Raw genomic sequence first — 13,079 nt, forward strand, 5'->3', positions numbered from 1 at the left:
GGCCACACTCACCGCACACCGGAGCTGACCCCATGAAGCGCCCGATTTCCCCATCCCGCCGCGACGAACTGCTGGCCATCCACGGCGCCGATCCGGCGCACTGGCCGGCCGACGCACGCGCCCTGCTGGCGGAGTGCGACCCGCATCAACTTGCCGCCGAAGCGCAGCTGGACGATTGGCTCGCCAGTTCCAGCGCACCGCCGGCCCCAGCCGCGCTGCGTGCCGCGATCCTGATGCAGGCCGCCGCAGCCGCCCGTGCGGCGCCGCCGCTTCCGAGGAACAACCTGCGCGACGCGCTGCTGTGGCTATGGCAGGAACTGGGCGGCGCGCGCCTGGCGGCACCTGCCTTCGCGCTTGCACTGGTGGCCGGATTGACGCTGGGTGGCGGCCTGTCACCGCTGCTGCACCAACCCGATGCCGGCGTCGAGGACGTGCTGAGCCTGGCCCAGATCGACGAACGCTACCTGGCCCTGAACCCGTGAGCGGAGGACACCGCATGAATTCCCTGGTCCGTACCGTGCTACTGGTATCGCTGGCGCTCAACATCGCGCTTGGCGCCAGCCTTGCGTGGATGGTATTGCAGCCGCAGCCCACGCGCGGCGAAATGCGCGCCCGCGAAGGGCGCCCGATGTTCCATCCCGAACAACTGCGCCGCGCGTTGCCGGCCGAACGCAGCGAACTGATCGACAGCGTGCTGGCCGCGCACCGCGCCGGCATGCGCGTGCGCCTGACCGAACTGGCGGGCGCACGCGAAGCCGTGCGCGAAGCGGTGCAACACGAACCCTTCGACCGCAACGCGCTGGATGCCGCCTTCGCCGACCTGCGCGAATCCGAACGCCGCACCGCGCAGGAAGCCCAGGCCCTGATCGGCGATCTGCTGCAGCAACTCACGCCGGAAGAGCGCGCGCAGCTGTCCGGCCTGTTCACCCATCCGGGCCGGCGCGGACAACGCCCGCCGCGTGAAAGCCCGCGCTGACACCACCGCCACCCGAATTCCCATTTCCACATCACGCATCGTTTTTCGAGGAACCCCCATGTCGAGCACCCGCCGCCGGCTCATTCCCATCCTCATCATCCTGGCCATCGCCGCGATCGGCGCCGTGGTCTGGTGGAAATCCGGCAGTTCCGGCCAATCGGCCGCACCGCCGGCCACCGCCGTGGCCGCCATCGGCAACATTGAAAACAGCGTCTCGGCGCTGGGCAAGATCGGCCCCAAAACCTATGTCGATGTCGGCGCGCAGCTGTCCGGGCAACTGGAAAAACTGCATGTGGATGTCGGTGACCGGGTCGAGCAGGACGCCCTGCTGGCCGAGATCGATCCGCGCATTTTCGAAAGCCAGGTGGAAGGCAACCGCGCCCGCGTGGACAGCCTCAAGGCACAACTGGCCGAACGTCTGGCCACGCTGGAACTGGCCCAGGCCACGCATGCGCGCAATGAAAGCGTGGCCGAACGCGGCCTGATCGCACGCGAAGTGTTGGATACCAGCGCGGCCCAGCTCAAGCAGGCCCAGGCCCAGATCGTCTCGCTGCGCGCCCAGCTCAAGGAGGCCCAGTCCACACTGGACGGCAATACCGCGACCCTGGGCTATTCACGCATCTATGCGCCGATGGCCGGCACCGTGGTATCGCTGACCGCGCTGGAAGGCCAGACCCTCAACGCCAACCAGACCGCGCCCACGATCCTGCGCATCGCCGATCTGGACACGATGACCGTCACCGCGCAGGTGGCCGAAGCCGATATCGGGCGCATCAGCGTCGACATGCCGGCCTGGTTCACCACGCTCGGCCAGCCGGATCGCCGCTGGCAGGGCACGGTGCGGCAGATCCAGCCGACGCCGGATATCGTCAACGAGGTGGTGCTGTTCAAGGTGCTGATCGATGTCGACAACAGCGACGGCGCGCTGCTGCCGGACATGACCGCGCAGGTGTTCTTCACCGTGTCGCAGGTGCGCGGCGTGGTCACGGTGCCGGTCGCGGCGGTGTTCAGTCCGCCGCAATCCGGTGGCCAGAGCTTCGTGCGCATACCCGGCCCAGAGGGCAGCTCGCCGCACCCGGTGCAGACCGGCCTGCGCGATCGCGAGAACGTCGAAATCGTCTCCGGACTGGCCGCTGGTGACACCGTGCTGCTGCCAGCTGCCAGCACCACACAACGTCCCAATGCCAGCGCCGGCGCACGTCCGCCGATGGGCATGATGGGTGGGCCGCGCCGATGAACGCACCGGATACCGCTGCCGCAACCACTCCCACGCGCGATGGCGGCGCGCCGCTGCTGCGGCTGTCGCAGGTCGGGCGTCATTACGGCAGCGGCGAAGCCCGCGTGGTGGCGCTGGACGCGGTCGATCTGGACATCCACGCCGGCGAATTCATCGCCATCGTCGGGCAGTCCGGTTCGGGCAAAAGCACCATGATGAACATCCTCGGCTGCCTCGACCGCCCCACCGCCGGCCGCTACCAGGTGCTGGGTCGCGATGTGGCAACTCTCACGCCGGACGAACTGGCGGCACTGCGCCGCGACGCCTTCGGTTTCGTGTTCCAGCGCTACAACCTGCTGTCCGATGTCAGCGCCGCCGAGAACGTCGAAATCCCCGCCGCCTACGCCGGGCTGGGTCGGCGTGAACGGCATGAACGCGCGGTGCAGCTGCTCGAACGCCTCGGTCTGGGTGACCGCGCCGGGCACCGGCCCGGGCAGCTTTCCGGCGGCCAGCAGCAACGCGTGGCGATCGCCCGCGCGCTGATGAACGATGCGCCGGTGATCCTGGCCGACGAACCCACCGGCGCGCTCGACAGCCAGAGCGGGCAGGACGTGCTCGCGCTGCTCAAGAGCCTGCATGCCGAAGGCCGCACGGTGATCCTGATTACCCACGATCCGGGCATCGCCGCACACGCGCAGCGCGTGGTGGAATTGCGTGATGGGCGCGTCGTGGCGGACCGCAGCAACACTGCCGACACCGCTGCCGGGGCACACCATCGCCCCGCCGCCACACTCGGCCAGATCCGCGCCTCGCAACTGCTCGGTGATGCCGCCGAAGCGGTCAAGATGGCGCTGCGCTCGATGCGCAGCAATCTGTTCCGCACCGCGCTGACGCTGCTGGGCGTGGTCATCGGCGTGGCTGCGGTGGTGGCGATGCTGGCGATCGGCGATGGCAGCAAGCAGTCGGTGCTGGAACGCATCGCCGCGATGGGCAGCAACCAGCTGTCGATCCGCCCCGGCGCGGCCGGCTTCCGTGGCGCCGGCGATATCGCCACGCTGACACCGGAGGATGCCGGGGCCTTGCGTGCGATTCCGAACGTGCAGCTGGTGTCGCCGGAACGATCCGGCAGCCAGGTGCTGCGCGCCGGCAGTCTGGATTACCGCAGTTCGGTGCAGGGCGTTTGGCCCGATATCCAGGCGTTGCGCGACTGGAGCCTGGCCAGCGGCAGCTTCATCACCGAAGAAGACGTGCGCGGCTACGCGCCGGTGATCGTGCTGGGCCAGACCGTGGTGCAGAACCTGTACCCGGACGGACGCGATCCGGTCGGCACCTTCGTGCTGGTGCGCAATGTGCCGTTCGAAATCATCGGCGTGCTCGCGCCCAAGGGCGCATCCAGCTGGGGCCAGGACCAGGACGATGTGGCATTGATCCCGCTGTCGACCGGCCTCATGCGCCTGTTCGGCCAATCCTTCCTCAGTGGCATCACGGTCAAGGTCGACAGCGCCGATGCGATGGATGCGGCCGAAGCCGCGATCACCGCGCTGCTGACCGAGCGCCACCGCACCGTGGATTTCCAGGTGCGCAACACCGCATCGCTGCAGGAAGCGGTATCGGCCACCGCCGACACCATGACCGCGCTGCTCGGCTCAGTCGCGGCGATCTCACTGATCGTCGGCGGCATCGGGGTCATGAACATCATGCTGGTCAGCGTCACCGAGCGCACCCGCGAGATCGGCATCCGCATGGCCACCGGCGCGCGCCGGCGCGACATCCTGATGCAGTTCAACATCGAGGCCATCGTGGTCTGCGGCATCGGCGGCCTGCTCGGTGTCGGGCTGGGCGTGGCAGTGGGCCATCTGGTGCAGCATCTGGGCATGCCGGTGGCCTTCACCCCGGGGCCGGCGCTGCTGGCCTTCACCTGCGCCTTCCTGACCGGCGTGGTGTTCGGCTTCCTGCCGGCGCGCAAGGCCGCACACATGGATCCGGTGGCGGCGCTGGCGTACGAATAAGAAGCACGCGCGGCTTGCATCGAGCGGCCTCGGAAATTTCCGAGGCCACGCTGCTGGAAACCCGCAAGCCCTTTTCCCGTGTTCAGCGATGCCGGCCGAACGCCCCGATGCGGAGACTGTCTCCACCGCCTGGCAACCACGCCACGGCGGATTTCCCAGTCACCACAACGGAGTCACCGCCATGAACACCATCACCCTGTCCCTGAAGGCCCTGCTGCTGTCGCTGCTGCTGAGCTTCTCCGCCTTCGCCGCCGGCCCGGTCGACATCAATACCGCCGATGCCACCACACTGGCCGCCAACCTGCACGGCGTCGGCCAGGCCAAGGCCCAGGCCATCGTCGAATACCGTCAGGCCAACGGCCCGTTCAAGAGCGCCGACCAGCTCGCTTCGGTCAAGGGCATCGGTCTGGCCACGGTGGAAAAGAACCGCGAGCGCATCCGCATCGGTGGCAAGACCGAATGAGTCGAACACCCGCAGAAGACACGACCACCCGGCGCCGCATGACGCCGGGTGGTCGCATTTCATGTTGCGGATCGCAGCCGGCCAGGCACCTGATCAGCGATCGTGCTTGCTGCCACCCCGGCAGGTGGGCGAATCGGGTACCGTTGCTTCGCGCTGCCATTCGTCCGGGGTGTAGGTATGCAGCGCCAGCGCGTGGAACTGCGCCATCAGTCCGCCCAGCGCGCCGTACACCGCCTGATGGCGGCGCACCGGCGACAACCCGGCGAACTGCTCGCTGACGATCACCGCCTTGTAGTGCGTCTGCTGACCGCGGCTGTGCATATGGCTTTCGTCGTGCACCTCAAGATGTACCGGTGTCAGCGCCTGCGCCGCGTGTTCGATGCGTTCGCGCATGTCCATGGGTTCTCCTTGCCTCAACCTGCCGCACCATTATCACTGGGGCCGCCGGCCTGTGCGGCGAAGCGCCGGGGCGCGCCTTCGAATCCGCCATTGGACATGAAGACCACGGTATCACCCGGGCGTACCTGATCCCGCAGTCGCGCCAGCAGCGCATCGACGCTGGCCTCGGCGTGACCTTCACCGCGCAACGCCGCGATCACGCGCGCGGCATCCCAGGGCAGTTCCGGACGTGCGAGGAACAGCACCACATCCGCCTGCTGCAACGAAGGCGCGAGCTGATCGGCATGCGCGCCCAGCCGCATCGAATTGCTGCGCGGCTCCAACACCACCACCAACCGGCCCTGCGCATGGCGCGCGCGCAGGCCTTCGAGCGTGGTCGCAATCGCGGTGGGGTGATGCGCGAAATCGTCGTAGACGCGCAGATCGGCGCTATCCAGCAGTACTTCCAGCCGGCGCCGGGCACCACGGAACTGCGCCAGCAGCGCCAGTGCCTTGGCCGGATCGAACCCGGCGGCGGCCGTGGCCGCAATCGCCGCCAGCGCATTCATCACATTGTGGCGACCGGCCATGGGCCAACGCACCCGGCCCAGTTCGCTGCCCTCGTGCAGCAGGGTGAAATCGGAGCCATCGGCGCTTTCCAGCCGCGCCTGCCAGTTCGCCGGCACATCGATGCCGAAACGTTCCACCGGCGTCCAGCAGCCCATTTCCAGCACCCGCGCCAGATTGGCGTCCTCTGCATTGATGATCAGCCGGCCATTGCCCGGCACGGTGCGTACCAGATGGTGGAACTGGCGCTCGATCGCGGCCAGATCCGGGAAGATGTCGGCGTGGTCGAATTCCAGGTTGTTCAGCACCGCGATCTGCGGACGGTAGTGCACGAACTTGCTGCGCTTGTCGAAAAACGCGGTGTCGTATTCGTCCGCCTCCACCACGAAACACGCACCCTGCCCGAGCCGCGCCGATACCGGGAAATCGCCGGGCACACCGCCGATCAGGAATCCGGGCTCGCCACCGAGACGGTCGATGAGGAAGGCCAGCAGGCTGCTGGTCGTGGTCTTGCCGTGGGTGCCGGCGACCGCCAGCGTGGTGCGACCGGGCAGCACATGTTGCGCCAGCCATTGCGCGCCGGAGGTATAGCGCATGCCGCGCGCCAGCACCGCCTCGACCGCCTCATTGCCGCGCGAAAGCGCATTGCCAATCACCACTTCATCGATATCCGCGCCCAGATGCGTGGCCAGATAACCGGATTTCAGCGCGATGCCGAGCGCTTCCAGCTGGGTACTCATCGGCGGATAGACGTTCTGGTCCGAACCTTCCACCTGCTGGCCCAGTTCGCGCGCCAGCGCCGCCACGCCACCCATGAAGGTGCCGCAGATTCCGAGGATGTGAAGTTTCATCGATCAACCGCCACGCACAGGGAAAACCACCAGCCTGCCCGGCCACAGCCGGACGCGCAAGCCGGCGCGGTTCAAGCGCCGCCCGTCCCCGCGAACAGCAGCCGGTCCAGGCCGAATTCGGCCACGAACAACAGCAGCGCCACCCCGACCCCGGCCGGCAGCGACCAGTCCAGCGCATGCCGCCAGATGCTGGCAGTGACGGTGATCTTCCACACCACCATCGCCAGGATCAGCCACGCGAACAGTGCCTGCCGCGCGGTCGGCACCGCCTCCGGCGTCACCATCCCGTGCGCCAGCGCCGACATCGCCAGCGGCAGGAACAGCAGCGAGAACGCGATACCGGTGCCCAGCAGGGCCAGCATCGTCTGCACATAACGTGCCTCGTGCCCGCGCCAGCGCAGCACCAGCCACGGCAGCGCGAAGGTCAGCGCAAACGACACCAGCAGGCGTACGGACGAAGCCTCGTTGACTTCCAGCGCCCATGCCGCGACCAGATCCACCAGCAGCGCGAGGATCGCCAGCCGGTACAGCAGCGGCAGCGAATACGGCAGATCCTGCGGCCCGCTGCGCAAGCGCAGCAGGTCGAGAATCCGGGATGCGAAATGGGCCGGTTTCATGCTGCGCCGGCAGTGCCCTGACGGGCACGCCAACCTCGGGTCAGGCCGCCGGCGCGTCCTGCACCACCGCCAGCACACGCCCGGTGATGTCTTCGACCTCGCCCACGCCGTCGATGCGCGCAAGGCGGTTGCCGTTCTCGTAGAAATCGATGACCGGTGCGGTCTGCTCGGTGTAGACCCGCAGGCGGTTGCGTACGGTTTCCGGGGTGTCGTCGCTGCGGCCTTCGGCCTGGGCGCGACCGGCCAGACGCTCGATCAGCAATTCCACGTCCACATCCAGCAGCACCGCGATGTCCACCGGCTGCTGCAGACGCGCCAGCAGCTCGTCCAGCGCACGCGCCTGCACCAGATTGCGCGGGTAGCCATCGAGGATGAAACCGTTGCCGGTGTCGCCGGCGGTCAGGCGCTCTTCCAGCATGCCCAGCACGATGTCGTCGGACACCAGTTCGCCGCGATCCATCACCGCCTTGGCCTGCACGCCGAGCGGCGTGCCGGCGGCCACTGCGGCGCGCAGCAGATCACCAGTGGAAATATGTGGCACGGCCAACGCGTCCTTCAGACGGGTGGCCTGGGTTCCCTTGCCGGAGCCGGGAGCGCCGAGGAGTACGAGTCGCATGATTGCTGGAGCCCCAATGACGAAAAAAGGCCACACGGCCAAGATGGCCTGGCACCCGTCGGCACGCGCGCGGGCGCGGCGGGAATAGTGCAGCGCGGCAAACCTAACCGTTGCCCGGCGGCGCTGTCAAACACGCTTCCGCACTGACCCGGGCACTGTTCGCCACCCCCTCGGCAGTGCCCGCAGGCAAGGTCAATCAGCTTTGATCTCCATTGCCCGCACCCTTCCATCCGCGACAGCCGCCTTGTGCGGCGCCCATCACAACACCGCACGCGATCGGCGGCATTGGCTAGAATCCCGAACCCGCAGGCCTCGCGCCCCGCCCTGTTTCGCGCCACGGCGCCATGCAACGCCTCCCATTTCCCGCATCGTGCGCACCAGCGCGCCGCACCGACGAGATCCACGCACCATGAGCCAAGGCAAACTGCTGTACGCCCAGTCCGGCGGCGTCACCGCCGTCATCAACACCACCGCCGCCGCGGTCATCACCACCGCTCGCGCCCAGAAAGTGAAAGTGCTGGCCGCGCGCAACGGCATCATCGGCGCCCTGCGCGAAGACCTGATCGACACCAGCAAGGAACCGATCAGCGCGATCCGCGCGCTGGCCCACACCCCCGGCGGTGCCTTCGGTTCCTGCCGCTTCAAGCTCAAGGACATCCAGGCCGATCGCGCCCGCTATGAACGCCTGATCGACGTGTTCCGCGCGCACGACATCCGCTATTTCCTCTACAACGGCGGCAACGACTCGGCCGATACCGCGAACAAGGTGTCGCAGATCGCCAAACAGTTCGATTACCCGCTGACCTGCATCGGCGTGCCCAAGACCGTGGACAACGATCTGGCCGTCACCGACTGCTGCCCGGGTTTCGGTTCGGCCGCCAAGTACACCGCCGTGTCCCTGCGCGAAGCCGCGCTGGACGTGGCCTCGATGGCCGAATCCTCAACCAAGGTCTTCGTGCTGGAAGTGATGGGCCGCCATGCCGGCTGGCTCGCCGCCGCCGCCGGCTTGGCCGGCAAGGGCCCGGACGATGCACCGCACATCATCCTGTTCCCGGAAGTGCCGTTCGATGAAGCGAAGTTCCTCGCCACGGTCGATGCCACGGTCAAGCGCGTCGGCTGGTGTGCGGTCGCGGTGTCGGAAGGCTTGCGCACGGCAGACGGCAAGTTCCTCGCGGAAGCCGGCGGCAAGGATGCGTTTGGTCACGTCCAGCTCGGCGGCGTCGGCCCGGCCATCGCGCAGCTGGTGAAGGAAAAGCTCGGCTACAAACAGCACTGGGCGGTGCCCGACTACCTGCAACGCTCAGCCCGCCACCTGGCCAGCAAAACCGACGTGGACCATGCCTGGGCCGTCGGCGAGGCGGCGGTGGATTTCGCGCTGGCGGGCCGCAACGCGGTGATGCCGGCGATCATCCGCAGCTCCGATGCGCCGTATCGTTGGAAGATCGAGGCCACGCCGCTCTCCAAGGTCGCCAACCACGAGAAAACCCTGCCGAAAAGCTACATCCGCAAGGACGGCTACGGCATCACCGACAAGGCCCGCGCCTACCTGGAACCGCTGATCCGCGGCGAAGACCCGCCGCCCTACGGCAAGGATGGCCTGCCCAAGTACGTGACGCTGAAAAACACCCCGGTGGAAAAGAAACTGCCGGTGTATGAAATCGAGGACAGGTAGTCTCCACCACCCCGCCCCAAAGTCCCGGGCCGTACCACAGCTAGGCCACCGGCCAACCTGCGTTGGCCGGGGCCGAAAGTCATTCGACACGATGACGTTCATATGCCGCCTGCCACCGGCGGCCGCCGCATCCGCGCGGGTTATGGCTCAAACACCCGCGCCACCTGCACCTCATCCAGCGCGCACCACTGGCCCGGTTCCAGCGCGAGTTCGTCCAGTGCCAGCGCACCGACAGCGACGCGTTGCAGCTGGGTGACGGCGTTGCCGGTGGCGGCGAACATGCGTCGCACCTGGTGATAGCGGCCTTCGGTGATGGTCAGGCGGGCGTGGCGCGGGCCGAGGATGTTGAGGCTGGCCGGGGCCAGCGGCGTGGTTTCCGATTCCAGCACCAGCGTGCCGGAGGCGAACAGTTCAGCCTCGTCGCCGCGCAGGTCCTGCGCCAGCCGGGCTTCGTAGATCTTGGGCACCCGGGATTTCGGAGAAATGATCCGGTGCAGCAATTGCCCGTCATCGGTCAGCAACAACAGGCCGGAAGTGTCGCGATCCAGCCGGCCGACGGTGGACAGTAGCGGGTTGCGCAGCCGAAAACGCGGTGGCAGCAGGTCGTAGACCATGCGCGCAGGGTCGCGCGTGGAACAGGTGTAGCCGGTCGGTTTGTGCAGCGCGATGACCAGACCCGCTGGCGGATCCAGCGCTTCGCCATCCACGCGGACCGTCTCGTGCGGCACCCGGTCATCGGCGTAGAGCACCTCGCCCTGGGCGTCGGTGATGCGGCCTTCGCGGAACATCAACGCCACCTCGCGGCGGCTGCCGTAGCCCAGATTGGCGATCAGCCTGACCAGTTTCATCGCTTTACCCCGCATGCGTGAAGAATCTTGTAACCATCGCGCTGCACCGGCATCCGTACCTGGGGAAAACGCTCGCGCAACAGCTCTTCGTAAGGCAGATGGCGGTTGGCGACCAGCCAGATCTGGCCGTCATCGGCCAGCGCATCGGCGGCGCTGGCGATGAAGCTGCGCCCCAGTTGCGGCGCATCGGCACGGCCCAGATGGAACGGCGGATTGCTGACGATCACATCGAACTGCCCCGGCAATCCGGCACTGACATCGTGCCAGTGCACGCGGCAGGCGACCTGCAGTGCATGTGTACTGCGGGTCGCATCCAGATTGCGCTGCGCCGCATCCAGCGCGCGCGCGTCGGCCTCGAACAGATCCAGCGTTTCGATACCGGCACAGCGGCGCAGCAGCTGCATCGACAGATAACCCCAGCCGCCGCCCGGATCGGCAACACGGCCACGCAGCCCGGCGGGCAATTCGGATGCCAGCAGCGCCGAGGCCGGATCGACGCGGTCCCAGGCGAACAGGCCCGGCCGGGTCCAGAAGCGCTCGTCGCCGGGCTGCACTTCGCGCAAGGCATCCAGCGCCCGCCACTCCTCGTGCAGGCGCGCGTCGCAGTTGTTCGGATCAACGCGCACGAACACCACCCGGCTCTTGTGCTTGGACAGGCTCTGCACCGGCCCGGCCAAGGCGCGCAGATCCGCCTCCAACGAGCGCGCACCTTCATTGTTGGTGGCCGCCGCCACGATCCATCCACCCGGTGCGGTGGCGGTCAACGCGCGCGCCAGCAGGGCGCGGGAAGCATCGCGCTGGCGCGGTGGCAGCAACAGCGTCATCGCGAACCCGGTGTCCCGAAGCTGCGGCTCCACCTCGATGCCACGCTCACGCAGCGGCCGGGCGAACGGCAGGAAAGGTTGTTCGCACCGCCATGTCACATGCGGATGCACGAACGGCCAATCGCCGATGCGCGCACCCAGAAACAGCACCGGCGCCGCCGGCAGCACCAGCGCCGCGTTGTGAAATGGCCAGAACAGCGCCCGCAGCGCGGGATCATCAGCAGGTGAGACGGCCACGCAGGCGCTCCACAGGTCGGGAAACGGCATAGCTTATCGCGCCCGTTCCAGCGTGAATGCATGCCCGGCTGGCAGCAGCGCGGCGGCAATGCAATCGGACCAACGTCCGATGCCGTTTCCTTGCCCCGCCCGTGGGGCAACACGACAATCAGCGCACGCCTTTCACCGGAGCCTGTGCCGATGTCCGCTTCCGCCTACGCCACGCATCTGGACCGCAACCGCGCCAACTTCACCCCGCTGTCGCCGCTCAGCCTGCTGCGCAAGAGTGCGACGCTGTATCCGGATCATCTGGCCGTGGTGCATGGCGAACGGCGACTTTCCTGGGGCGAGGTCCATCGCCGCTGCCGGCAACTGGCCAGCGCACTGGAGCAGCGCGGCATCGGCCCGGGCGACACCGTGGCGGCGATGCTGCCGAATGTGCCGGCGATGGTGGAACTGCATTTCGGCCCGGCCATGCTCGGCGCGGTGCTGAACACGCTCAACACCCGGCTCGACGCCCAGACCCTGGCCTTCATGCTCGACCACGGCGGCGCGCGGGTGCTGTTCACCGATCCGGAATACGCCGATGTCATCGCCCAGGCGCTGACTCTGTGCCGGCAGCCGCCGCTGGTGATCGACGTGGACGATGTGCTGTATCCGGATACCCGCCGCATCGGCGAACTGGAGTACGAACAGTTCCTGGCGCAGGGCGATGCCGGCTTCGAACCGCGCCTGCCGGCCGACGAGTGGGATGCGATCTCGCTCAACTACACCTCCGGCACCACCGGCGACCCAAAGGGCGTGGTCTACCACCACCGCGGCGCCTATCTGAACGCGATCGCCAACGTGCTGGACTGGAGCATGCCGCAGCACGCGGTCTATCTGTGGACGCTGCCGATGTTCCACTGCAACGGCTGGTGTTTCCCGTGGACGCTGGCGGCGGTGGCCGGCACCCATGTCTGCCTGCGGCGCTTCGATGCGGGCGAGGTGTTCGCGTTGATGCGTGAGCACGGCGTCACCCATTTCTGCGGCGCCCCGATCATCCTCAGCTCGCTGGTGCACGCCCCGGCGGAACTCAAACAGGGCGTGTCCGGGGTCAAATGCCTGGTGGCCGGCGCCGCTCCGCCGGCGGCGGTGATCGAGGGCATGGAGCGCATGGGTTTCGACGTGACCCATGTCTACGGCCTGACCGAAACCTACGGCCCGGCCTCGGTCTGCATCAAGCGTGCGCACTGGGACGAACTGCCACTGGAACAGCGCGCCGAAATGAATGCGCGCCAGGGTATGGCATGCCTGCTGCAGGAAGACATGGTGGTGATGGATCCGGACACGATGCAGCCGGTGCCGGCCGACGGCGAAACCATCGGCGAAATCATGTATCGCGGCAATCTGACGATGAAGGGCTATCTGAAAAACCCCGGCGCCACCGATGCCGCGTTCGCCGGCGGCTGGTTCCATACCGGCGATCTGGCTGTGCTGTACCCGGACGGCTACGTCAAGATCCGCGACCGTTCCAAGGACGTGATCATCTCCGGCGGCGAGAACATTTCCTCGCTGGAGGTGGAAGACGTGCTGTGTCGGCATCCGGCGGTGATGGTGGCCGCCGTGGTCGCGCGGCCGGACGAGAAATGGGGCGAAACGCCGTGCGCCTTCGTCGAACTGCGCCCCGGCGCCAGCACCACCGAGGCCGAGCTGATTGCCCACTGCCGCGAGCACATGGCGCGTTTCAAGGTGCCCAAACACGTCGTGTTCGGTTCCTTGCCGCGCACCTCCACAGGCAAGGTGCAGAAGTTCATGCTGCGCGAGCAGGCCAAGCAGGCCTGAGC

General features: G+C 67.5%; 12 protein-coding genes and 1 pseudogene. 7 read left to right on the forward strand and 6 right to left on the reverse strand.

Annotation, left to right across the window (positions count from 1 at the left end):
* Positions 1-32: 32 nt before the first annotated feature.
* The 5 genes and pseudogenes from WDB66_RS11010 to WDB66_RS11030 all read left to right on the forward strand — a co-directional run.
* Positions 33-482, forward strand: a complete 450-nt coding sequence (locus tag WDB66_RS11010; protein ID WP_339398633.1) for a hypothetical protein — start codon at positions 33-35, stop codon at positions 480-482.
* 14 nt (positions 483-496) lie between these two features.
* Positions 497-976 (forward strand): periplasmic heavy metal sensor, encoded by a 480-nt coding sequence (locus WDB66_RS11015; RefSeq protein ID WP_339398634.1) that lies wholly within the window; start codon positions 497-499, stop codon positions 974-976.
* 58 nt (positions 977-1,034) lie between these two features.
* Entirely contained in the window at positions 1,035-2,213 is a 1,179-nt protein-coding gene (locus tag WDB66_RS11020) for an efflux RND transporter periplasmic adaptor subunit (RefSeq protein WP_339398635.1), read from the forward strand.
* A complete protein-coding gene (locus tag WDB66_RS11025; protein WP_339398636.1) occupies positions 2,210-4,201 on the forward strand; it encodes a MacB family efflux pump subunit in 1,992 nt (663 codons plus the stop codon). The genes WDB66_RS11020 and WDB66_RS11025 overlap by 4 nt, the downstream gene beginning before the upstream one ends.
* Before the next feature lie 181 nt (positions 4,202-4,382).
* Positions 4,383-4,649, forward strand: a pseudogene (locus WDB66_RS11030) (ComEA family DNA-binding protein); the annotation flags it as partial.
* Positions 4,650-4,757: 108 nt separating this feature from the next.
* Here WDB66_RS11030 and WDB66_RS11035 read toward each other — a convergent pair.
* The 4 genes from WDB66_RS11035 to WDB66_RS11050 all read right to left on the reverse strand — a co-directional run bounded on the left by WDB66_RS11035 (position 4,758) and on the right by WDB66_RS11050 (position 7,693).
* On the reverse strand, positions 4,758-5,063 hold the full coding sequence (locus WDB66_RS11035) for a BolA family protein (protein WP_339398638.1): 306 nt from the start codon (positions 5,061-5,063) through the stop codon (positions 4,758-4,760).
* 14 nt (positions 5,064-5,077) lie between these two features.
* Positions 5,078-6,460, reverse strand: a complete 1,383-nt coding sequence (gene mpl, locus WDB66_RS11040; RefSeq protein WP_339398639.1) for a UDP-N-acetylmuramate:L-alanyl-gamma-D-glutamyl-meso-diaminopimelate ligase — start codon at positions 6,458-6,460, stop codon at positions 5,078-5,080.
* Between the two features lie 71 nt (positions 6,461-6,531).
* Complete coding sequence (locus WDB66_RS11045; protein WP_339398640.1) at positions 6,532-7,077, reverse strand: hypothetical protein; 546 nt, start codon at positions 7,075-7,077, stop codon at positions 6,532-6,534.
* A 40-nt stretch (positions 7,078-7,117) separates the two neighbouring features.
* Positions 7,118-7,693: an adenylate kinase gene (locus tag WDB66_RS11050; RefSeq protein ID WP_339398641.1), complete on the reverse strand. Its 576-nt coding sequence runs from the start codon at positions 7,691-7,693 to the stop codon at positions 7,118-7,120.
* 409 nt (positions 7,694-8,102) lie between these two features.
* Here WDB66_RS11050 and WDB66_RS11055 point away from each other — a divergent pair, with 409 nt between their 5' ends.
* Positions 8,103-9,365, forward strand: coding sequence for a 6-phosphofructokinase (locus WDB66_RS11055; RefSeq protein WP_339398642.1), 1,263 nt, complete (start codon positions 8,103-8,105; stop codon positions 9,363-9,365).
* A gap of 140 nt (positions 9,366-9,505) precedes the next feature.
* On the opposite strand, the gene WDB66_RS11060 is transcribed toward WDB66_RS11055, so the two are convergent.
* Both WDB66_RS11060 and WDB66_RS11065 read right to left on the reverse strand, forming a co-directional pair.
* Entirely contained in the window at positions 9,506-10,213 is a 708-nt protein-coding gene (locus WDB66_RS11060; protein ID WP_339398643.1) for a pseudouridine synthase, read from the reverse strand.
* The gene (locus WDB66_RS11065; protein WP_339398644.1) at positions 10,210-11,304 is read right to left on the reverse strand and encodes a class I SAM-dependent methyltransferase; all 1,095 of its coding nucleotides are present in this window, start codon (positions 11,302-11,304) and stop codon (positions 10,210-10,212) included. The genes WDB66_RS11060 and WDB66_RS11065 overlap by 4 nt, the downstream gene beginning before the upstream one ends.
* Positions 11,305-11,454: 150 nt before the next feature.
* On the opposite strand from WDB66_RS11065, the gene WDB66_RS11070 reads away from it, so the two are divergent.
* The gene (locus tag WDB66_RS11070) at positions 11,455-13,077 is read left to right on the forward strand and encodes an acyl-CoA synthetase (RefSeq protein WP_339398645.1); all 1,623 of its coding nucleotides are present in this window, start codon (positions 11,455-11,457) and stop codon (positions 13,075-13,077) included.
* Positions 13,078-13,079 lie beyond the last annotated feature (2 nt).

Source organism: Denitratimonas organivorans, assembly GCF_037478135.1.
GTDB lineage: Bacteria > Pseudomonadota > Gammaproteobacteria > Xanthomonadales > Xanthomonadaceae > Denitratimonas.